The following is a 20,415-nucleotide window of genomic DNA, read 5'->3' as shown; positions in this document are numbered from 1 at the left end:
TAGGCTAACCTAAGTTAAATCCCCACGGACTTCCCCCTCGGAGGACCCCCCATGCGCTCCCACCTGCTCAATGGCCTCACCGCGGAGCACTACCGCCGCTCCGTGACCGAAGGAGTCGAGCGGGTGGCGGCCAAACTCGCCGCCACCGAGCGCCCGTTCACCGGCGTCGCCGTGGACGAACTGTCCCCCCGCGTCGACGCCATCGACCTCGACCGCCCGCTCGGCGACACCGCCGCCGTCCTCGACGAGCTGGAGGACGTCTACCTGAAGGACGCGGTCTACTTCCACCACCCCCGCTATCTCGCCCACCTCAACTGCCCGGTCGTCATCCCGGCCGTGCTCGGCGAGGCGGTGCTCTGCGCGGTCAACTCCTCGCTGGACACCTGGGACCAGTCGGCCGGCGGCACGCTCATCGAGCGCAAGCTGATCGACTGGACGACCGCGCGGATCGGCCTCGGGCCCGCCGCCGACGGCGTGTTCACCTCCGGCGGCAGCCAGTCCAACCTCCAGGCACTGCTGCTGGCCCGCGAGGAGGCCAAGTGCGACGACCCCGGGAAACTGCGGATCCTCGCCTCCGAGGTCGGCCACTTCAGCGTGCAGAAGTCCGCGAAACTGCTCGGGCTCGGCCCCGACGCGGTCGTCACCGTCCCCGTCGACCGCGACAAGCGGATGCGGACCGTCGCGCTGGCCCGCGAACTGGAGCGCTGCCTCGCCGAGGGCCTGGTGCCCATGGCGGTCGTCGCCACCGCCGGGACGACCGACTTCGGCTCCATCGACCCGCTGCCCGAGATCGCCGAGCTGTGCGACCGCTACGGCGCGTGGCTGCACGTGGACGCGGCCTACGGCTGCGGGCTGCTCGCCTCGCGCAGGTACCGGTACCGCATCGACGGCATCGAGCGCGCCGACTCGGTCACTGTCGACTACCACAAGTCCTTCTTCCAGCCCGTGAGTTCGTCCGCCGTGCTGGTGCGCGACGCGTCCACGTTGCGGCACGCCACCTACCACGCCGAGTACCTCAACCCGCGCCGGGCGGTGCGCGAGCACATCCCCAACCAGGTGGACAAGTCCCTCCAGACCACCCGCCGCTTCGACGCCCTCAAGCTGTGGCTGACGCTGCGCGTCATGGGCGCCGACGGCATCGGCGGGCTCTTCGACGAGGTCTGCGACCTCGCTGTGCGGGGCTGGCACCTGCTGGCCGCCGACCCGCGCTACGACGTCGTGGTCGAGCCGTCCCTGTCCACCCTCGTCTTCCGCTACGTCCCGGCCGCCGTCACCGACCCGGCCGAGATCGACCGCGCCAACCTCCATGCCCGCAAGGCCCTGTTCGCCTCCGGCGACGCCGTGGTCGCGGGCACCAAGGTGGGCGGCCGCCACTACCTGAAGTTCACCCTGCTCAACCCCGAGACGACGCCGTCCGACATCGCCGCCGTCCTCGATCTCATCGCCGGCCACGCCGAGCAGTACCTGGGAGAGTCCCTTGACCGCGCTTCCTGAATCCAGCCGCATCCACGACCTCGTGGGGATCGGGCTCGGCCCCTTCAATCTCGGCCTGGCCTGCCTGACCGAGCCGATCGCCGAACTGGACGCCGTCTTCCTGGAGTCGAAGCCCGACTTCGAGTGGCACGCCGGGATGTTCCTGGACGGCGCCCACCTCCAGACCCCGTTCATGTCGGACCTGGTCACCCTCGCCGACCCGACCTCGCCGTACTCCTTCCTCAACTACCTGAAGGAGAAGGGCCGGCTGTACTCCTTCTACATCCGCGAGAACTTCTATCCGCTGCGGGTGGAGTACGACGACTACTGCCGCTGGGCCGCCGGCAAGCTGAGCGGTGTCCGCTTCGGTACGACGGTCACCGAGGTGTCGTACGAGGACGGCGTCTACGCCGTACGGACGGAGGCCGGTGACACGGTCCGCGCCCGGCATCTCGTGCTCGGCACGGGCACGGTGCCCTACCTCCCGGAGTCCTGCCGGGACCTGGGCGGGGACCTCCTGCACACCTCCCGGTACACGCACCGCAAGACGGAGCTCCGGCGGAAGAAGTCCATCACGGTCGTCGGCAGCGGGCAGAGCGCGGCCGAGATCTACTACGAGCTGCTGTCCGAGATCGACATCCACGGCTACCAGCTCAACTGGGTCACCCGCTCCCCCAGGTTCTTCCCGCTGGAGTACACCAAGCTCACCCTGGAGATGACCTCACCGGACTACGTCGACTACTTCCGCGCACTGCCCGAGGAGACCCGCTACCGGCTGGAGAAGCAGCAGAAGGGGCTGTTCAAGGGCATCAACTCGGACCTCGTCGACGCGATCTTCGACCTGCTGTACCAGAAGAACGTGACGAGCGGGGACCGGCCGCTGCCCACCCGGCTGCTCACCAACTCCTCACTGAACAGCGCCCGTCACGACGACGGGACGTACACGCTCGGCTTCCGCCAGGAGGAGCAGGGCAAGGACTTCGAGATCCGCACCGAGGGCCTGGTGCTGGCCACCGGCTACCACTACGCGCCACCGGCCTTCCTCGCCCCGCTGCGCGAGCGGCTGCGCTTCGACGGCCACGGCCGCTTCGACGTCGCCCGCAACTACGCCGTCGACGTCACCGGGCGCGGTGTCTTCCTCCAGAACGCCGGCGTCCACACCCACAGCATCACCAGCCCCGACCTGGGCATGGGCCCCTACCGCAACGCGAGCATCATCCGCGAGGTGCTCGGCAGCGAGTACTACCCGGTCGAGAAGTCCATCGCCTTCCAGGAGTTCGCCGTATGACCGACCTGACCTTCACCTTCCGGCCCGTCGACCCGCTGGAGGACGCCGAGCTGCTGCACTCCTGGATCACCCACCCGAAGGCGGCCTTCTGGATGATGCAGGACGCCGGGCCGAAGGACATCGAGCGGGCGTACACGGAGATGGCCGCCGACGAGCACCAGCAGGCGCTGCTCGGGCTCCGGGACGGCGCCCCCGCCTTCCTCATGGAGCGGTACGACCCCGCCCACCGGGAACTGGTCGGCCTCTACGAGCCGCGGCCGGGCGATGCCGGGATGCACTTCCTGACCCCCGCGACCGACACCCCCGAGCACGGGTTCACCAGGGCCGTCATCACCGCCGTCATGGCCCGTCTCTTCGAGGACCCGGCCGTCGAGCGCGTCGTCGTGGAACCGGATGTGCGCAACAAGGCGGTGCACGCGCTGAACGCGGCCGTCGGGTTCGTGGCCGAGCGCGAGATACGGAAGCCGGAGAAAGAGGCCCTGCTGAGCTTCTGCACCCGCGAGCAGTTCACGAAGGCGGTGTCCGCATGACCCCCGCCGAGTCCGTGGCCCATCTGTCCCCCGAGCGCTGGGCGCGGGCCGGCCGGCTGCTGATCCGCAAGGCGCTCGCCGAGTTCGCGCACGAGCGTCTGATCACGCCCGAGGAGGACGGCGCGGGCTACGTCGTACGCAGCGACGACAAGCTCACCGCCTACCGGTTCACCGCCGTGCGCCGTGCCCTCGACCACTGGGAGGTAGACGCCGGCTCGATCACCCGGCACCGCGACGGCGCCGAACTCCCGCTCGCCGCCCTGGAGTTCTTCATCGAGCTGAAGGACTCCCTGGGCCTGGCCGACGCCGTCCTGCCCGTCTACCTGGAGGAGATCTCCTCCACCCTGTCCGGCACCTGCTACAAGCTCGCCAGGCACCGGACGACCTCGGCCGAGCTGGTGTCGGGCGGCTTCCAGGCGGTCGAGACCGGGATGACCGAGGGCCACCCGTGCTTCGTCGCGAACAACGGGCGGCTCGGGTTCGGGGTGCACGAGTACCTGTCGTACGCCCCGGAGACCGCGCACCCCGTGCGGCTGGTGTGGCTGGCGGCGCACCGCTCCCGGGCCGCGTTCACGGCGGGCGCCGGCGTCGAGTACGAGGGCTTCATCCGGGCCGAGCTGGGCGAGGAGACCGTCGAGCGGTTCCGGCGGACGCTGACGGCGCAGGGCCTCGACCCGGCCGACTACCTCCTCATCCCCGTCCACCCCTGGCAGTGGTGGAACAAGCTGTCCGTCACCTTCGCGGCGGAAGTGGCCCGCAGGCACCTCGTCCCGCTCGGCGAGGGCGACGACGAGTACCTGGCCCAGCAGTCCGTCCGGACCTTCTTCAACACCAGCGCCCCACACAAGCACTACGTGAAGACGGCCCTGTCCGTGCTCAACATGGGCTTCATGCGCGGTCTCTCGGCCGCCTACATGGAGGCCACCCCCGCCATCAACGACTGGCTCTCCCAGCTGATCGAGAGCGACCCGGTGCTCAGCGGCAGCGGCCTGACGATCATCCGCGAGCGGGCCGCCGTCGGCTACCGGCATCCGGAGTACGAGCGGGTCACCGACCGCCACTCCCCCTACCGCAAGATGCTGGCCGCGCTGTGGCGGGAGAGCCCGGTGCCCTCCCTCGCGGACGGCGAGACGCTCGCCACCATGGCCTCCCTGCTGCACGTCGACCACGAGGGCGCGTCCTTCGCGGGCGCCCTGATCGAGCGGTCGGGGCTCGCCCCCGTTGAGTGGCTGCGCCGGTACCTGCGGGCGTACTACACCCCGCTGCTGCACAGCCTCTACGCCTACGACCTGGCGTTCATGCCGCACGGCGAGAACACCGTCCTGGTGCTGCGGGACGGCGTCGTGCGGCGGGCCGTCTACAAGGACATCGCCGAGGAGATCGTGGTGATGGACCCGGACGCCGTGCTGCCGCCGGAGGTCGCCCGCATCCGGGCCGACGTCCCCGAGGACCAGAAACTGCTCTCGATCTTCACCGACGTCTTCGACTGCTTCTTCCGGTTCCTCGCGGCGATCCTCGCGGCCGAGGGCGTCCTCACGGAGGACGAGTTCTGGCGGACGGTCGCGGAGGTCTCCCGCGAGTACCAGGAGGCGAACCCGCAACTCGCCGACCGGTTCCGGCAGTACGACCTGTTCGCGCCTGAGTTCGCGCTGTCCTGCCTCAACCGGCTCCAGCTGCGCGACAACCGGCAGATGGTGGACCTCACCGATCCCTCCGGGGCGCTCCAGCTCGTGGGCACGCTGCGCAATCCGCTGGCCGGCCGCTGACGCCGGACACCGACGGACGGGCACCCCGGAGTGCGGTCCTCCGGGGCGCCCGTCCGACTCCCGCTCACGCGCCGGGCCATGGCACCTGCGGTGACCGGTAGTACCCGATGCCGAGGGCGTCCCAACGGGGGCCCTGGGCGGCCAGCCGCACCTTGTAGGTGTCCCAGTCGTGGGTGGCGGCGGGCGACCAGCCCAGCTCGGCCGCGCCCGGCAGCCGCGGGAACGCCATGTAGTCGATGTCGGCCGAGGTCTTCAGCGTCTCCGACCACAGGGGCGCCTCCACCCCCCGCACCGCCGACGCGGGCACGCCCGGCAGACAGGCGCCCGGGTCCCAGTCGTACGACCGCCGGACCTCGACCAGCCCGGCCCAGGAGAGCCCGAGCCTGGTGTCCTTCGTGTACTTCATGTCGAGGTAGACCCGGTCGGCCGGGGACAGGATCAGCCCGGTGCCGCCCCGCGCGGCCCGTGCGACCTGCTCCTTCTCGGCCGCGCTGGTGCTGTCCACCCCCCAGTACTGGGCGATCGCGCCCTCGGCGGGACGGGCGCCGGTGAGCTGGTGCCAGCCGATGACCTTCTTGCCGTACCTGGCGACGATCGGCTGCACCCGGTCCATGAAGGTCACATAGTCGGCGTGGCCGGTGGAGTGCGCCTCGTCGCCGCCGATGTGCAGATAGCGGCCCGGGGTGAGCGCGGCCAGCTCCCTGATGACGTCGTTCACGAAGATGTACGTGACGTCCTTCGACACGCACAGCGAGCTGAAGCCGACCTCCGTGCCCGTGTAGCGCGGGGGCGCGACGCCGTCGCAGTTGAGCCGGGCGTAGGAGGCGAGGGCCGCGTCGGTGTGGCCGGGCATGTCGATCTCGGGCACCACCTCCACGTAGCGGGAGGCCGCGTAGGAGACGAGGCGCCGGTACTCGGCCTGGGTGTAGAAGCCGCCCTTGCCGCCGCCGACCTCGCTCGCGCCGCCGTAACGCGCGAGCCTCGGCCAGGAGTTGACGGCGATGCGCCAGCCCTGGTCGTCGCTGAGGTGCAGGTGCAGCTCGTCGACCTTGTACAGGGCGAGTTCGTCGATGTACCGCTCCACCTGCGCGACGGTGAAGAAGTGCCGGGATACGTCCAGCATGGCGCCGCGGTACGCGTAGCGGGGGCGGTCCTCGACGGTGCCGCCGGCGATCCGCCAGCTCTGGTGCTGGACGGTCCTCTTCTCGACGGCGGCCGGGAGCAGTTGGCGCAGCGTCTGCACGCCGTGGAAGAGGCCGGCCGGGGCGCTCGCGGTGATGGTGACGCCGGAGGGTCCGCTGCGCAGCCGGTAGCCCTCGGCTCCGTGGCCGCCCTTCTCCAGGTGCAGCCGGATGCCCCCGGGGCCGTGCTCGGTGAGCGGCAGCGGATAGCCGGTGGAGGGCCGCAGGACGCCGGCGAGATAGGCGCCGACGCGCCGGACCTCGGCCTTGTCGTCCACGCGGACGGCGGTGGCACGGGTGATGCGGTACGGCGCTCCGCCCGGGGCGACGGAGGCGGGGGCCGGGACCACCCGGCCCAAGGGGGTGACGCGGGCCTCGGGCGGGGCGGGCGCGGCGCCGAGGGTGAAGCCGCCGGCCGCCGCGACGAGCAGCAGCGAACCAAGGACACGGGCGGTTCGGGGAGTCGTACGGTCGTTCCGTCCCACATGCGCTCCCTTCGGATCTGGTCGGGTCCACTCTCCCGTAGATCGGGCGGAACAATCCCGCTATGGCGGAAATCATCCAGAAGGATGGCGCCTTGAGTTCACACGGACCGGACCGGCGGTCCTGCGCCGGCGACGAGGCGGAAGTGACATGGAACACAGCGGACGGAAGGGAGTTCACCACCCGCCCGCCCCCGGTGCCCGATATCGGGCAGGATTCTTGCTAAACCCGCGCCAGTGTCCGAGGATCTACGGGTGCACGACGAACTCGTAGATCATCTGACGCGGTCCACGCCCCTCGGCAGGGGCGAGGCGCTGCGGGTGATCCAGGACGTGCTCGCCTATTTCGACGAGTCGACGGACGATTTCGTCCGTCGCCGCCACCGCGAGCTCCAGGCCCAGGGCCTGGTGAACGCGGAGATCTTCGAACGGATCGGGGCGGACCTCAGATATCGAGCGGTGGCACCGCCCGAGCTGACGCTCAGGCAGCTGCGCCGCATCGTCTACGGCTAGGAATACCTGCATATGTGCGGAATTGTCGGTTACATCGGGAAGCGTGACGTCGCCCCCCTCCTCCTGGAGGGCCTCCAGCGGCTGGAGTACCGCGGGTACGACTCCGCGGGCATCGTCGTCACCTCCCCGAAGGCGTCCGGCCTGAAGATGGTCAAGGCCAAGGGCCGGGTGCGCGACCTGGAGGCCAGGGTCCCGGCGCGCTTCAAGGGCACCACCGGCATCGCCCACACCCGCTGGGCCACCCACGGCGCCCCCTCCGACGTGAACGCCCACCCGCACATGTCGGCCGACAACAAGGTCGCGGTCGTCCACAACGGCATCATCGACAACGCCGCCGACCTGCGCCGCAAGTTGGAGGCGGAGGGCGTCGAGTTCCTCTCCGAGACCGACACCGAGGTGCTCACCCACCTCATCGCCCGCGCCACCGCCGACAAGCTGGAGGACAAGGTCCGCCAGGCCGTCCGGCTGATCGAGGGCACGTACGGCATCGCCGTGCTGCACGCCGACTTCCCGGACCGGATCGTGGTGGCCCGCAACGGCTCCCCGGTCGTGCTCGGCATCGGCGAGAAGGAGATGTTCGTCGCCTCGGACATCGCCGCGCTGGTCATGCACACCCGCCAGATAGTGACGCTGGACGACGGCGAGATGGCCACCCTCAAGGCCGACGACTTCCGCACCTACACCACCGAGGGCACGCGCACCACCGCCGAGCCCACCACGGTGGAGTGGGAGGCCGAGTCGTACGACATGGGCGGCCACGACACCTACATGCACAAGGAGATCTTCGAGCAGGCCGACGCGGTCGACCGCGTGCTGCGCGGCCGGATCGACGACCGCTTCTCCACCGTGCACCTCGGCGGACTCAACCTGGACGCCCGCGAGGCCCGGCGGATCCGCCGGGTGAAGATCCTCGGCTGCGGCACCTCGTACCACGCGGGGCTCATCGGCGCCCAGATGATCGAGGAGCTGGCCCGCATCCCCGCGGACGCCGAGCCGGCCTCCGAGTTCCGCTACCGCAACGCGGTCGTGGACCCCGACACGCTGTACGTCGCGGTCTCCCAGTCCGGCGAGACGTACGACGTGCTCGCCGCCGTGCAGGAGCTCAAGCGCAAGGGCGCGCGGGTCTTCGGCGTCGTCAACGTGGTGGGTTCCGCGATCGCCCGGGAGGCGGACGCCGGGATCTACGTGCACGCGGGCCCCGAGGTCTGCGTCGTCTCGACCAAGTGCTTCACCAACACCACGGTCGCCTTCGCGCTGCTCGCGCTGCACCTGGGCCGCACCCGCGACCTCTCGGTGCGCGACGGCAAGCGGATCATCGAGGGCCTGCGCAGGCTGCCCGACCAGATCACCGAGATCCTCAAGCAGGAGGAGCAGATCAAGGAGCTGGCCGAGCTGTACGCCGACGCCCGCTCGATGCTCTTCATCGGCCGGGTCCGCGGCTACCCGGTCGCCCGCGAGGCCTCCCTCAAGCTCAAGGAGGTCTCCTACATCCACGCCGAGGCATATCCCGCCTCCGAGCTCAAGCACGGCCCGCTGGCCCTGATCGAGCCGGCGCTGCCGACGGTCGCGATCATCCCGGACGACGACCTGCTGGAGAAGAACCGCGCCGCGCTGGAGGAGATCAAGGCGCGCGAGGGCAAGATCCTCGCCGTGGCCCACCAGCACCAGGAGAAGGCCGACCAGACGATCGTCGTCCCGAAGAACGAGGACGAGCTCGACCCGATCCTGATGGGCATCCCGCTCCAGCTCCTCGCCTACCACACGGCGCAGGCCCTGGGCCGCGACATCGACAAGCCGAGGAACCTGGCGAAGTCGGTGACGGTCGAGTAGCCGCACCCCCGGACGGCACCAGCCCCCACGCGGACCGCGTGGGGGTTCTTCCGTCTCAGGGGATGACGATCACCGGCCGGCGCGCCCGCCGCGCGAGCCGCCCGGCGACGGAGCCGAAGATCCGGCCCACGATCCCGTGCGTGGAGCCGACGACGATCGCGTCCGCCTCGTACTCCTGCCCGACCTCCTCGAGTTCATGGCAGATGTCGCCGCCACGCTCGACGAGGATCCAGGGGACCTCGGACAGATAGTCCGCGCAGGCGAGTTCGAGGCCGAGCACCTCCGTGCGGTGATCCGGCACGTCCACGAAGACCGGTGGCTCGCAGCCCGCCCACACCGTGGTGGGCAACCGGTTGGCGACATGCACGATGATCAGCCCGGAGTGGGAGCGGTGCGCCATGCCGATCGCGTAGGCGAGGGCGCGCTCACTGGAGGTGGAGCCGTCGAAGCCGACGACGACTCCGTGCCGGAAGGCGGGGTCGCAGGAATGACGTGGCTCTTCGGCCGCCTGGTGATCGGCCGCCGTGGGGTCGGCGACCGGTCGCTTGCGGTCCGCGGGTTCGAAGAATTCGTGACCGGCCATGGCTGTCTCGGCGTTGTGATCCTTTATGGGACGGGACGACAGTGTGCGGCGGAGCTGTGTCCGGGAAACATCTTCCCCACCCCATACCCCCAAGGGTACGGCGGCACGCCTCCCGAGCCCAGATCGCTTGCACGCTCCGTAAGCGGCCCCCCGGTATCCGTAGGGGTTCACCGGAGCATGCACGAGCCGCGCCCGTTGCGCAATGCTCGCTGCCCCGTACAGGCGCTTTGCACAGTGTTCGCGGACGCACGGCCGGTGACCGACCGGCCGGCCGGGCGTTGAAGGGGGTGAGCCACCGCCACGGGGAGCCACCAGGCGCCACCGGACGCCACCCGGCCGACACGGCTCGCCACAGGGAGTACGAGATGTCCGGACCCCGGTCCCGCCACGAGGAGCCCGGCGCGCAGGACAGCACCGGCGAGCTGATCCGCTGGGCCGCCTTCACGTGCGTCCTCGTCCCGGTGGTCCTGCTCTGGTACGGCACCTCGCTCGCCGGCGCCACGGGCACCGCGCTGGGCCTGGCCGCCGTCACGAGCGCGTGCCGGCTTCTGCTGCGACGCGCGGAGCGCGGGGCGCGTCGCGGCGCACGCCGGAGTGCGGGCGGGAACCGGGGGCGCGGATCACGGCGCGCCGGGAGGCGTGGGGCCGGGCGGGACGGCGGCCGGGGCGAGGGCCGCAACGGCGCCCGGGGCGGCGGGCGTTGCGGCGTGCAAAGAGGTGGACGTCACACCCGGGAGCGGACACCGGTCGACTGACCGGTTTCCATGCCTCCGAACGCTTCTTTTCAGCCAACTTCTTGATATCGCCCAAGAGGGGTCCCCACCACCCCCCAACCCCCGTTCCACCTGCACGGAAAGGGTCCACGGGGCGCTGCGCACCCTACGCGGTTTGGCCACTGCCCCGAGGCGCACTTCCCTGCACGCCCCACGAGTGCAACGCTTCGTGATCGAATGCTTCACGCCAAGTTGTCATGTCGACAATGTGCCGCATTTGGAACTGGTCACCGCGCCTTCGCGGGACCCAGTAGATTCGATCTTGACTGTCTTTACGGCGGGGGACTCGTGCAGGACCGAGGGGAAACGTGCAGGAGCGACACAACCGAGGAGCCGCGACCACCGAGGGGGGCTTAGCAGTATGAGCCACGACTCCACCGCCGCGCCGGAAGCCGCTGTCCGGAAACTGTCCGGGCGTCGCCGCAAGGAGATCGTCGCGGTGCTGCTGTTCAGCGGCGGCCCCATCTTCGAGAGTTCCATACCGCTGTCGGTGTTCGGCATCGACCGCCAGGACGCCGGGGTGCCGCGCTACCGACTGCTGGTGTGCGGCGGCGAGGAAGGTCCGCTGCGGACCACGGGCGGTCTCGAACTCACCGCCCCGCACGGGCTGGAGGCGATCGCCCGCGCCGGCACGGTCGTCGTACCGGCCTGGCGTTCGATCACCGCGCCACCGCCCGAGGAGGCGCTCGACGCACTGCGCCGGGCACATGAAGAGGGCGCCCGCATCGTAGGGCTGTGCACCGGGGCGTTCGTGCTCGCGGCCGCCGGACTGCTCGACGGCCGCCCGGCGACCACCCACTGGATGTACGCGCCGACGCTGGCCAAGCGCTATCCGTCGGTGCACGTCGACCCGCGGGAGCTGTTCGTCGACGACGGCGACGTGCTGACCTCCGCGGGTACGGCGGCCGGAATCGATCTCTGTCTGCACATCGTGCGGACGGACCACGGCAACGAGGCGGCCGGCGCGCTGGCCCGCCGGCTGGTGGTTCCGCCGCGCCGCTCGGGCGGTCAGGAGCGCTATCTCGACCGGTCTTTACCCGAGGAGATCGGCGCCGACCCGCTCGCCGAGGTCGTCGCCTGGGCGCTGGAGCACCTCCACGAGCAGTTCGACGTGGAGACGCTGGCGGCACGCGCGTACATGAGCCGTCGTACGTTCGACCGCAGGTTCCGTTCGCTCACCGGGAGCGCGCCGCTGCAATGGCTGATCACCCAGCGGGTGCTCCAGGCGCAGCGGCTGCTGGAGACGTCGGACTACTCGGTGGACGAGGTGGCCGGGCGGTGCGGGTTCCGCTCGCCGGTCGCGCTGCGCGGGCACTTCCGCCGCCAGCTCGGCTCCTCCCCCGCCGCGTACCGGGCCGCGTACCGGGCCCGGCGGCCCGGAGCCGACAAGCCGGGTGAGGCGGAGGCCGCGCTCCAGCCGTCGGCCGGGCAGCCGTTGCCGCCCGCGGGACTGCCGGGTCCGGGACCGCTGGGCGCCATGCCCTCGGTGCTGCACGCCGAGCGGGACAACGGGGTGCCGATGCAGAGCAGGCGCACGGCGGCGGCCGGGGCGGTGACGCTGCTTCCGGGGCCGCGCTCCGGGAGCTGAGCCGGCACCGGGGCCGCGAGGCCGGGTGAGGGGGTACGGGGTCCAGGCTCCGTACTCCCTCGCTTCGTCCCGCCCGCCCCGGCCCGTCCACCGACTTCCGGGCCGCCGCGGGGCATCCAAAAGGCGAGGCCCGCCTTAGGGTGGTCGCATGAACGATCGCATGGTGTGGATCGACTGCGAGATGACCGGCCTCTCGCTGTCCGACGACGCTCTCATCGAGGTGGCCGCCCTCGTCACCGACTCCGAGCTGAACGTACTCGGCGAGGGGGTGGACATCGTCATCCGCCCGCCGGAGCGGGCGCTGGAGACGATGCCGGAGGTGGTGCGTCAGATGCACACCGCGTCCGGGCTGCTCGCCGAGCTCCCGAACGGTACGACGCTCCAGGACGCCGAGGAGCAGGTCCTCGCGTACATCAAGGAGCATGTGAAGGAGCCGGGCAAGGCTCCCCTGTGCGGCAACTCGGTCGGCACCGACCGCGGCTTCCTGCTGCGCGACATGCCGACGCTGGAGGACTGGCTGCACTACCGGATCGTGGACGTGTCCTCGGTCAAGGAGCTGGCCCGCCGCTGGTACCCGAGGGCGTACTTCAACAGCCCGGAGAAGAACGGCAACCACCGGGCGCTCGCCGACATCCGCGAGTCCATCGCCGAGCTGCGCTACTACCGCGAGGCCGTCTTCGTCCCGCAGCCGGGACCGGACTCGGAGACGGCGCGGACGATCGCGGCGAAGCACGTGCTGCCGGCGGCGGAGTAGCCGACGGCGCGGGCCGGCCCGGGTCCGCCCGGGGCCGGCCCGGGTCCGCCCGGGGCCGGCCCGCGGGCGGGTCCGTCCGGGGATGGAGTCACTCCGGGGGGGCTGTCCGGGGCGGGTCCGTCCGGAGGCCGTTCGGGGTCCGCTGGGGGGCGGCGCGAAAACCTGTGCGCGAGCACCCCCTCGGACCCTGTAGACTTCTTCTCGGCCGGTCGGGGAAACGACAAGTTTCCAAGCGCCGGTCATGGTGGGTGTAGCTCAGCTGGTAGAGCACCTGGTTGTGGTCCAGGATGCCGCGGGTTCGAGTCCCGTCACTCACCCTGTGTGAACAGCCGGTGACTTCGTCGGAAGACGGGTCACCGGCTGTTTCGCGTTCCGGCGCCCCCGCGCTCTCCCGGCCCGCGCCACGGCGGTCACCCCGAGCTCGACGGGCGCCGCCGTGACGGGCGTCACCCTACGAGGACGCCCGCACCACCAGCTCCGTCGGCAGCACCGCGTGCCGCCGCTCCCCCCGCCCGAGCCCCGGGGGGCGCCTGTCGGATATCTCCGTCAGCAGCAGGTCGATCATGGCGCGGCCCATGTTGTCGATGGGCTGGCGGACGCTGGTCAGCGGCGGGTCCATGTGGCGAGCGATGGCGGAGTCGTCGTAACCGACGAGGGAGACGTCCTCGGGGATGCGCAGCCCGGACTCGCGCAGGACCTGGCGGGCACCGGCGGCGGTGACGTCGGAGCCGGCGAAGACGGCGTCCAGGCCGGGGCGCCGGGCCAGCAGGGCGGTCATGGCCTTGCGGCCGCCATCCTCGGTGAAGTCGCCGGATTCGATGAGGAGTTCGTCCACCTCGTGACCGGCGGCGCGCAGGGCGTCCCGGTAGCCGTCGACGCGGCGGCGGGCGCCGTAGACGTCCAGCCGGCCGGTGATGTGGGCGATACGGGTGCGGCCGCGCGCGAGGAGGTGCTCCACGGCCGCGCGGGCCCCGCCGTAGTTGTCCGAGTCGACCGAGGTGAGCGTCTCCGTGGCCGAGCGCGGGCCGCTGACCACGGCCGGGATCTCCAGCTGGGACAGCAGCTCGGGGAGCGGGTCGTCGGCGTGGACCGAGACCAGGAGGACGCCGTCGACCCGATGGGCCGCCAAGTACTCGGCGAGGCGCTGCCGTTCGCGGTCGTTGCCCGCGAAGATCAGCAGCAACTGCATCTCGGTGTCGGCCAGTTCGGCGCCGACTCCACGCAGCATGTCCGAGAAGTACGGCTCCGCGAAGAACCGGGTCTCCGGCTCGGGGACGACGAGCGCGATGGCGTCGGTGCGGTTGGCGGCCAGTGCGCGGGCCGCCGTATTGGGGACGTAGCCCAGCTCGGCGACGGCCGCCTCCACCGCGGCCCGCGTCGCGTCGCTGACCCGGGGCGAGCCGTTGATCACCCGCGAGACCGTGCCCCGGCCGACCCCCGCACGCGCGGCGACCTCCTCCAGCGTGGGTCGGCCCCCGCTCCGGCCCCGCACTCCGTGGCTCGCCATGCGCTCCGCCTCCCTCGCTTCCTCCGGTTGGCTGGAATCTAACAGTCCCGCCCGGGACCCCATCGGCCCCGTATGCCCCCGGCGCCCCGAACGCCCCACCCGTCCGGGCCAGTTAACGCTCCGATAACTGAACCCGAGCCCCGGTGTCAGGTCCCTTGACACCCCGCTGAGAACCGACGACTCTTCAAGCCATCACTTGTGGGAGCGCTCCCACAGTACCTGACACCTACACAACCCGCACGTTCCCCGCCCGAGCCGCAGCGCGTGACGAACGGGCCCGATTCCATGCAGTCGGCCGGGGGGTCGGCACGTCAGGCAACAGGAGGACGCAATGCGCACGAACTTCCGCCGGTCCGGGCGGATGGTGGCCCTGGCGGCCGTCGCCGCGCTGACCACGAGTTTGTTGGCAGGCTGCGCCAAGGACGCCAAGGACGGCTCCTCGGACGACGCGGGCGGCGGCAACGGCAAGGGCGGGATCACGCTGACCGTCGGGACCTACGGCGTCTTCGGCTACAAGCAGGCCGGCCTCTACGACGAGTACATGAAGCTCCACCCGGACATCAACATCAAGGAGAACGTCACCACCCGCACCGACGTCTACTGGCCGAAGGTGCTCACCCGCCTCCAGGCCGGCTCCGGCACCGATGACATTCAGGCCATCGAGATCGGCAACATCACCGAGGCCGTGCAGACCCAGGCCGACAAGTTCGTCGACATGAGCAAGTACGTCGACAAGTCGCAGTGGCTGGACTGGAAGAACGCCCAGGCCACGACCAAGGACGGCAAGCTGATCGGGCTCGGGACCGACATCGGCCCCATGGCGATCTGCTACCGCAAGGACCTGCTCCAGAAGGCGGGCCTGCCCACCGACCGGGACAAGCTCGCCCAGATGTGGAAGGGCGACTGGGCCAAGTACGTCGACGTCGGCAAGCAGTACATGAAGAAGGCGCCCAAGGGCACCAAGTTCGTGGACTCGGCGGCCTCCGTGTACAACGCGGCCCTCGGTGGCGGCGCGGACCGCTACTACGACAAGGACGAGAACGTCATCTGGGACAGGTCGCAGGGCGTGAAGAAGGCCTGGGACGTGGCGATGACCGTCGCCACCAGCGACATGTCGGCGAAGCTCAAGCAGTTCGACCCGACCTGGGACCAGGGCTACGCCAACGCCTCCTTCGCCACCGTCGCCTGCCCGGCCTGGATGATCGGCTACATCGAGCAGAAGTCCGGTGACTCCGGCAAGGGCAACTGGGACGTGGCGGCGGCGCCCACCGCGTCCAACTGGGGCGGCTCCTGGATCGGTGTGCCGACCGCGGGCAAGCACCGCAAGGAGGCCATCGCGCTGGCCAAGTGGCTGACCGCGCCGGCCCAGCAGGAGAAGGTCTTCTCCAAGCAGGCGAGCTTCCCGTCCACCCCGTCGGCCTACCCGAACCTGAAGCCGGCCGCGGACACCACCGCCTACTTCTCGAACGCGCCGCTCACCCAGATCTTCTCCGACTCGGCGAAGACGATCCCGACACAGGTCTTCGGCATCAAGGACCAGCCGATGACCACCGCCATCACGGACGTCGGCATCCTCCAGGTCGAGCAGAAGGGCAAGACGCCGGCCCAGGGCTGGGACGCGGCGTCCAAGGAGATCAAGGACGTGCTCGGCCAGTGACCGGCTCCGAAGAGGCTCTCGCGCACTCCGCGTCGAGCGCCGAGGCCGCGCCCGGCAACCCGCCGGGCGCGGCCCGGGGCGCTCACGGTCCGGGCGGGGCGGCCGCCGACTCCTGGCGCAGCAGGCTGTACCGCTGGGACATGAAGGGGTCGCCATACGCGTTCGTCGCCCCCTTCTTCATCCTCTTCGGGGCCTTCACCCTGGTCCCGCTGCTCTACACGGCGTGGTACTCACTGCACAATGTGCAGCTTTCCTCGCTGGACCACCAGACCTGGACGGGCCTGGACAACTACAAGAACCTGTTGTCCTCGGACTTCTTCTGGAACGCGCTGAAGAACACCTTCACCATCGGGGTGATCTCGACCGTGCCACAGCTGCTGGCCGCGCTCGGGCTCGCCCACATGCTGAACTACCGGCTGCGCGGCTCGACCGTGTGGCGCGTGGTGATGCTGACCCCGTACGCCACCTCGGTGGCCGCGGCGACCCTGGTGTTCACGCTGCTCTACTCGTGGGACGGCGGCATGGTCAACTGGCTGCTGCACTTCGCCGGGGTGGGGCCGGTCAACTGGCGCGAGTCCGACTGGGGTTCGCAGTTCGCGGTGTCGTCCATCGTGGTCTGGCGGTGGACCGGCTACAACGCGCTGATCTACCTCGCCGCCATGCAGGCCATACCCGCCGACCTGTACGAGTCGGCGGCGATCGACGGCGCGGGCCGCTGGCAGCAGTTCCGCCACGTCACCGTCCCGCAGCTGCGCCCGACGATCCTGTTCACGGTCGTGGTCTCCACCATCGGCGCGACCCAGCTCTTCGGCGAGCCGCTGCTGTTCGGCGGGGTCAGCGGGTCCAAGGGCGGCTCCGAGCACCAGTACCAGACGCTCGGTCTCTACATGTACGACCAGGGCTGGATCGTCGGCAACCTCGGCAAGGCGTCCGCGATCGCCTGGTCGATGTTCCTGATCCTGCTGATCATCGCCGCGGTCAATCTGCTGCTCACCCGACGGCTGAGGAAGTCCCAATGACCACCAGTGAACTGACGCTGCCGCCGAAGGCGCGGACCCCGCGCACCCGGCGCCGGGTGATGGGCGCAGGCAAGCAGCTGCACGCCGGCCCGGTGACGTACACCGTCCTGACCGTCTTCGCGCTGGTCTCGCTCGCCCCGCTGGTGTGGACGGCGATCGCGGCCTCCCGCACCGACCGGCGGCTCGCGCAGACCCCGCCGCCGCTGTGGTTCGGCGGCAACCTGTTCAGCAACCTCCGGACGGCCTGGAACCAGGCCGGGCTCGGCACCGCGATGGTCAACTCGGTGCTGGTGGCGGGCACCATCACGGTCAGCACGGTGCTGTTCGCGACGCTGGCCGGGTTCGCCTTCGCCAAGCTCCGGTTCCGCTTCTCCGGGCTGCTGCTGCTGCTGACCGTCGGCACCATGATGATCCCGCCGCAGCTCGCCGTCGTACCGCTGTACCTGTGGATGGCGGACCTCGGCTGGTCGAACCAGCTCCAGACGGTCATCCTGCCGAGCCTGGTGACCGCGTTCGGCACCTTCTTCATGCGGCAGTACCTGGTACAGGCGCTGCCCTCGGAGCTGGTCGAGGCGGCCCGGGTGGACGGGGCGAGCAGCCTGCGGATCGTCTGGCACGTGGTGTTCCCGGCCGCGCGGCCCGCGATGGCGGTGCTCGGCCTGCTGACCTTCGTGTTCGCCTGGAACGACTTCCTGTGGCCGATCATCGCCCTGAACCAGCAGAACCCGACGGTGCAGGTGGCCCTGAACTCACTGGGCACCGGCTACGTCCCGGACCAGTCGGTGATCATGGCGGGCGCGCTGCTGGGCACCCTGCCGCTGCTGGTCGCCTTCCTGCTGTTCGGCAAGCAGATCGTGGGCGGGATCATGCAGGGCGCGATCAAGGGCTGAGCCCGGCCGCCCGCACGGGGCCGGGGTGCCGCCGCCCGGCCCCTCCTCTCCGGCCGCCTCCGGCCCGCGCCCGGCTCCGCCCCGCGGTCCGCCCCGCACGGTCCGCACTCCACCTCCGGTCCCTCCAACTCACCTGGGAGCGCTTCCATGCCTGAACCCCTCACCCCCGTCACCTTCCCGACCGACTTCCTCTGGGGCTGTGCGACCTCGGCGTACCAGATCGAGGGAGCGGTGCGGGAGGGCGGCCGCACCCCCTCGATCTGGGACACGTTCAGCCATACCCCGGGCAGGACCGCGGGCGGGGACCACGGTGACATCGCCGTCGACCACTACCACCGCTACCGCGAGGACGTCGCGCTCATGGCCGGCCTCGGCCTGAACGCCTACCGGTTCTCCGTCTCCTGGTCCCGGGTGCAGCCGACGGGGCGGGGCCCCGCGGTCCAGGTGGGCCTGGACTTCTACCGCCGGCTCGTGGACGACCTGCTGGAACACGGCATCCAGCCCGCCGTCACCCTCTACCACTGGGACCTGCCGCAGGAGCTGGAGGACGCGGGCGGCTGGCCGGAGCGCGAGACCGCGCTGCGGTTCGCGGAGTACGCCGAGCTCGTCGGGGACGCCCTGGGCGACCGGGTGGAGCGCTGGATCACCCTCAACGAGCCCTGGTGCAGCGCCTTCCTGGGCTACGGCTCCGGGGTGCACGCCCCCGGCCGCACCGATCCGGCGGCCTCGCTGCGCGCCGCGCACCACCTCAACCTCGGCCACGGCCTCGCCGTCTCGGCGCTGCGTTCGGTGATGCCGGCCCGCAACCAGATCGCGGTCAGCCTCAACTCCTCGGTGGTGCGGCCGCTCTCACAGGACCCGGCCGACCTCGCGGCGGTCCGGCGCATCGACGACCTGGCCAACGGCGTCTTCCACGGTCCGATGCTGCACGGGGCGTACCCCGCCTCGCTGCTGGAGGACACCGCCTCGGTCACCGACTGGTCCTTCGTGCGGGACGGCGACCTGGCCGCGGCCGGGGCACCGCTGAACGCGCTGGGCCTGAACTACTACACCCCTGCGCTGGTCTCGGCCGCCCCCGGCAAGGTCGCGGGCCCGCGCGCGGACGGCCACGGCGCCAGCGAGCACTCCCCCTGGCCCGGCGCCGACGACGTGCTGTTCCACCAGACGCCGGGCGAGCGCACCGAGATGGGCTGGACCGTCGACCCGAGCGGCCTGCACGAGCTGATCATGCGCTACTCGCGCGAGGCCCCGGGGCTGCGCCTGTACATCACTGAGAACGGCGCGGCCTACGACGACAAGCCGGACGCCGAGGGCCGGGTGCACGACCCCGAGCGCATCGCCTATCTGCGCGCCCACCTCGCCGAGGTCGGGCGCGCCATCGCCGACGGGGCCGATGTGCGCGGCTACTACCTGTGGTCCCTGATGGACAACTTCGAGTGGGCGTACGGCTACGGCAAGCGGTTCGGCACGGTGTACGTCGACTACGCGACCCTGGAGCGCACCCCGAAGTCGAGTGCCCACTGGTACGGCCGGGCGGCGCGGACGGGGGAGCTGCCGCCGCTCGACGCGGTGTGAGCTGACCGCGCGAGCGAGGGGCGCGGCGTCTCTCCGCCGCGCCCCTCATCCGTGCCCGTGGATCACTTGAAGGCGGCGAACGCCTTCGAGAACGCCCACTTGTCCTGGGCGATGGAGCTGCAGGTCGGGTCGGCGTAGGGCTTGGGGCCGCCGGAGCACTGCTGGTCGCGGGCTGCCGACCACATGGAGAGCCCGCCCAGGCCCTTGGCCGTGGCGAAGCCCGCGAGCCGGGTGGCGTCGGCGACCGTGAAGGTCTCGGCGGAGACGTCGTTGACCCCGATCATCGGGGTGACGGCGACGGTCTTCCAGGCGGCCGCGTCGGAGAGCCCGAGCACGCTCTTGACCTGGGCCTGGGTGGCGGTCGCCGCCTGCTCGGCGTACCCGCCCATGTCGCCGTTGTACGAGGAGCCGTAGTCCATCGCCATGATGTTGACCGTGCCGGTCTTCACGCCGTTGGCCTTGGCGTTGGACAGCAGGTTGACGCCGTCCTGGGTGAGGCCCTCGGGCATCACCGGGAGGGTGAAGGAGACGTCCAGGCCGGGGTGCTGGGCCTGGAGCTTGGCGATGGCCTGGGCGCGGCGGGTGTTGGCGGCCGTGTTCGGCAGCGCGCCGCCCTCCACGTCGAAGTCGACCTTGGTCAGCTTGAACGCGTCGATCGCCTTGCCGTACGCCGCCGCGAGCGCGTCCGCGGAGGAGCAGGTGGTGGCCAGCTCGGAGCCGGAGGCGCCGCCGAAGGAGACCCGGACGTCACCGCCCTTGGCGCGCAGGGCGCCGATCTGCGCGGCCACGGCGTCGCTGGTCACATCGGTGACCCCGCCCCACTTGGGGGTGCAGCCGCCGCCGTCGGTGATGAAGGCCAGGTTGAAGTTCTTCACCCCGGTGACGTCGGCGGCGCCGAGCAGGTCGAAGGCCGGGTAGAGGGAGGTGTCCACGTAGGGGGCGAACCCGGCGGACGCGGTGGTGCCGGAACCGGTGCTCGTGGTCGGCGTGGGGGTGGGGGTGGCGG

The 20,415-nt window shown here is 70.8% G+C and carries 17 protein-coding genes and 1 tRNA gene; 14 read left to right on the top strand and 4 right to left on the bottom strand.

The genetic code is table 11. The features are described 5' to 3' along the window. Positions 1-51 precede the first annotated feature (51 nt). From desA to VT52_RS25875, 4 genes are read left to right on the top strand one after another with little or no spacing between them, the layout of a single operon-like run. Positions 52-1,494: a lysine decarboxylase DesA gene (gene desA, locus VT52_RS25890; protein WP_046419557.1), complete on the top strand. Its 1,443-nt coding sequence runs from the start codon at positions 52-54 to the stop codon at positions 1,492-1,494. Further along, on the top strand, positions 1,478-2,761 hold the full coding sequence (locus VT52_RS25885; RefSeq protein WP_046419559.1) for a lysine N(6)-hydroxylase/L-ornithine N(5)-oxygenase family protein: 1,284 nt from the start codon (positions 1,478-1,480) through the stop codon (positions 2,759-2,761). The genes desA and VT52_RS25885 overlap by 17 nt, the downstream gene beginning before the upstream one ends. Then, positions 2,758-3,291: a GNAT family N-acetyltransferase gene (locus VT52_RS25880; protein ID WP_046419560.1), complete on the top strand. Its 534-nt coding sequence runs from the start codon at positions 2,758-2,760 to the stop codon at positions 3,289-3,291. Before VT52_RS25885 ends, VT52_RS25880 begins: the two co-directional genes overlap by 4 nt. Continuing rightward, complete coding sequence (locus VT52_RS25875) at positions 3,288-5,057, top strand: IucA/IucC family protein (RefSeq protein WP_046419563.1); 1,770 nt, start codon at positions 3,288-3,290, stop codon at positions 5,055-5,057. Before VT52_RS25880 ends, VT52_RS25875 begins: the two co-directional genes overlap by 4 nt. 64 nt (positions 5,058-5,121) lie before the next feature. Here VT52_RS25875 and VT52_RS25870 read toward each other — a convergent pair whose 3' ends face one another. Further along, positions 5,122-6,723: a beta-N-acetylhexosaminidase gene (locus VT52_RS25870; protein WP_046419565.1), complete on the bottom strand. Its 1,602-nt coding sequence runs from the start codon at positions 6,721-6,723 to the stop codon at positions 5,122-5,124. A gap of 252 nt (positions 6,724-6,975) precedes the next feature. Between VT52_RS25870 and VT52_RS25865 the strand changes: the two genes are divergently transcribed. Further along, complete coding sequence (locus VT52_RS25865) at positions 6,976-7,233, top strand: hypothetical protein (protein ID WP_046419567.1); 258 nt, start codon at positions 6,976-6,978, stop codon at positions 7,231-7,233. A gap of 12 nt (positions 7,234-7,245) precedes the next feature. After that, complete coding sequence (gene glmS / locus VT52_RS25860; protein ID WP_046419570.1) at positions 7,246-9,063, top strand: glutamine--fructose-6-phosphate transaminase (isomerizing); 1,818 nt, start codon at positions 7,246-7,248, stop codon at positions 9,061-9,063. 55 nt (positions 9,064-9,118) lie between these two features. Here glmS and VT52_RS25855 read toward each other — a convergent pair whose 3' ends face one another. Next, the gene (locus tag VT52_RS25855) at positions 9,119-9,646 is read right to left on the bottom strand and encodes a universal stress protein (RefSeq protein ID WP_046419573.1); all 528 of its coding nucleotides are present in this window, start codon (positions 9,644-9,646) and stop codon (positions 9,119-9,121) included. A 365-nt stretch (positions 9,647-10,011) separates the two neighbouring features. Between VT52_RS25855 and VT52_RS25850 the strand changes: the two genes are divergently transcribed. The 4 genes from VT52_RS25850 to VT52_RS25835 all read left to right on the top strand — a co-directional run bounded on the left by VT52_RS25850 (position 10,012) and on the right by VT52_RS25835 (position 13,078). Then, positions 10,012-10,401, top strand: a complete 390-nt coding sequence (locus VT52_RS25850; RefSeq protein ID WP_046419575.1) for a hypothetical protein — start codon at positions 10,012-10,014, stop codon at positions 10,399-10,401. Between the two features lie 379 nt (positions 10,402-10,780). Then, a complete protein-coding gene (locus VT52_RS25845) occupies positions 10,781-12,007 on the top strand; it encodes a helix-turn-helix domain-containing protein (protein ID WP_046419576.1) in 1,227 nt (408 codons plus the stop codon). Positions 12,008-12,155: 148 nt separating this feature from the next. Next, a complete protein-coding gene (gene orn, locus VT52_RS25840) occupies positions 12,156-12,761 on the top strand; it encodes an oligoribonuclease (RefSeq protein ID WP_046419579.1) in 606 nt (201 codons plus the stop codon). Between the two features lie 244 nt (positions 12,762-13,005). Next, a tRNA-His gene (locus VT52_RS25835) sits at positions 13,006-13,078 on the top strand. A gap of 134 nt (positions 13,079-13,212) precedes the next feature. Here the strand turns inward: VT52_RS25835 and VT52_RS25830 are convergent. Further along, entirely contained in the window at positions 13,213-14,268 is a 1,056-nt protein-coding gene (locus tag VT52_RS25830; protein WP_046419581.1) for a LacI family DNA-binding transcriptional regulator, read from the bottom strand. Between the two features lie 331 nt (positions 14,269-14,599). On the opposite strand from VT52_RS25830, the gene VT52_RS25825 reads away from it, so the two are divergent. From VT52_RS25825 to VT52_RS25810, 4 genes are all read left to right on the top strand, one after another. Next, positions 14,600-15,925, top strand: coding sequence for an ABC transporter substrate-binding protein (locus VT52_RS25825; protein WP_046419583.1), 1,326 nt, complete (start codon positions 14,600-14,602; stop codon positions 15,923-15,925). Next, positions 15,922-16,944 (top strand): carbohydrate ABC transporter permease, encoded by a 1,023-nt coding sequence (locus VT52_RS25820; RefSeq protein WP_046419585.1) that lies wholly within the window; start codon positions 15,922-15,924, stop codon positions 16,942-16,944. Before VT52_RS25825 ends, VT52_RS25820 begins: the two co-directional genes overlap by 4 nt. Continuing rightward, a complete protein-coding gene (locus VT52_RS25815) occupies positions 16,941-17,834 on the top strand; it encodes a carbohydrate ABC transporter permease (RefSeq protein ID WP_206306608.1) in 894 nt (297 codons plus the stop codon). Before VT52_RS25820 ends, VT52_RS25815 begins: the two co-directional genes overlap by 4 nt. A 147-nt stretch (positions 17,835-17,981) precedes the next feature. Further along, positions 17,982-19,409, top strand: coding sequence for a GH1 family beta-glucosidase (locus VT52_RS25810; protein WP_046419587.1), 1,428 nt, complete (start codon positions 17,982-17,984; stop codon positions 19,407-19,409). Positions 19,410-19,471: 62 nt separating this feature from the next. On the opposite strand, the gene VT52_RS25805 is transcribed toward VT52_RS25810, so the two are convergent. Beyond that, a partial coding sequence (locus VT52_RS25805) for a chitinase (protein ID WP_206306607.1) occupies positions 19,472-20,415 on the bottom strand: 944 nt, incomplete at its 5' end.

This window comes from Streptomyces malaysiense, from assembly GCF_000980885.2.
GTDB classification, from domain to species: Bacteria; Actinomycetota; Actinomycetes; order Streptomycetales; family Streptomycetaceae; genus Streptomyces; species Streptomyces malaysiense.
The sequence above is the reverse complement of the archived record's forward strand: the minus strand, read 5'-3'. Positions and strand labels throughout refer to the sequence as shown.

Excerpts from the sequence above, each read along its gene's own strand:
- orn (WP_046419579.1), top strand. The coding sequence starts at position 12,156 with ATGAACGATCGCATGGTGTGGATCGACTGCGAGATGACCGGCCTCTCG.
- VT52_RS25830 (WP_046419581.1), bottom strand. The coding sequence starts at position 14,268 with ATGGCGAGCCACGGAGTGCGGGGCCGGAGCGGGGGCCGACCCACGCTG.
- VT52_RS25855 (WP_046419573.1), bottom strand. The coding sequence starts at position 9,646 with ATGGCCGGTCACGAATTCTTCGAACCCGCGGACCGCAAGCGACCGGTC.
- VT52_RS25815 (WP_206306608.1), top strand. The coding sequence starts at position 16,941 with ATGACCACCAGTGAACTGACGCTGCCGCCGAAGGCGCGGACCCCGCGC.
- VT52_RS25845 (WP_046419576.1), top strand. The coding sequence starts at position 10,781 with ATGAGCCACGACTCCACCGCCGCGCCGGAAGCCGCTGTCCGGAAACTG.
- VT52_RS25880 (WP_046419560.1), top strand. The coding sequence starts at position 2,758 with ATGACCGACCTGACCTTCACCTTCCGGCCCGTCGACCCGCTGGAGGAC.
- desA (WP_046419557.1), top strand. The coding sequence starts at position 52 with ATGCGCTCCCACCTGCTCAATGGCCTCACCGCGGAGCACTACCGCCGC.
- VT52_RS25825 (WP_046419583.1), top strand. The coding sequence starts at position 14,600 with ATGCGCACGAACTTCCGCCGGTCCGGGCGGATGGTGGCCCTGGCGGCC.
- VT52_RS25875 (WP_046419563.1), top strand. The coding sequence starts at position 3,288 with ATGACCCCCGCCGAGTCCGTGGCCCATCTGTCCCCCGAGCGCTGGGCG.
- glmS (WP_046419570.1), top strand. The coding sequence starts at position 7,246 with ATGTGCGGAATTGTCGGTTACATCGGGAAGCGTGACGTCGCCCCCCTC.
- VT52_RS25850 (WP_046419575.1), top strand. The coding sequence starts at position 10,012 with ATGTCCGGACCCCGGTCCCGCCACGAGGAGCCCGGCGCGCAGGACAGC.
- VT52_RS25810 (WP_046419587.1), top strand. The coding sequence starts at position 17,982 with ATGCCTGAACCCCTCACCCCCGTCACCTTCCCGACCGACTTCCTCTGG.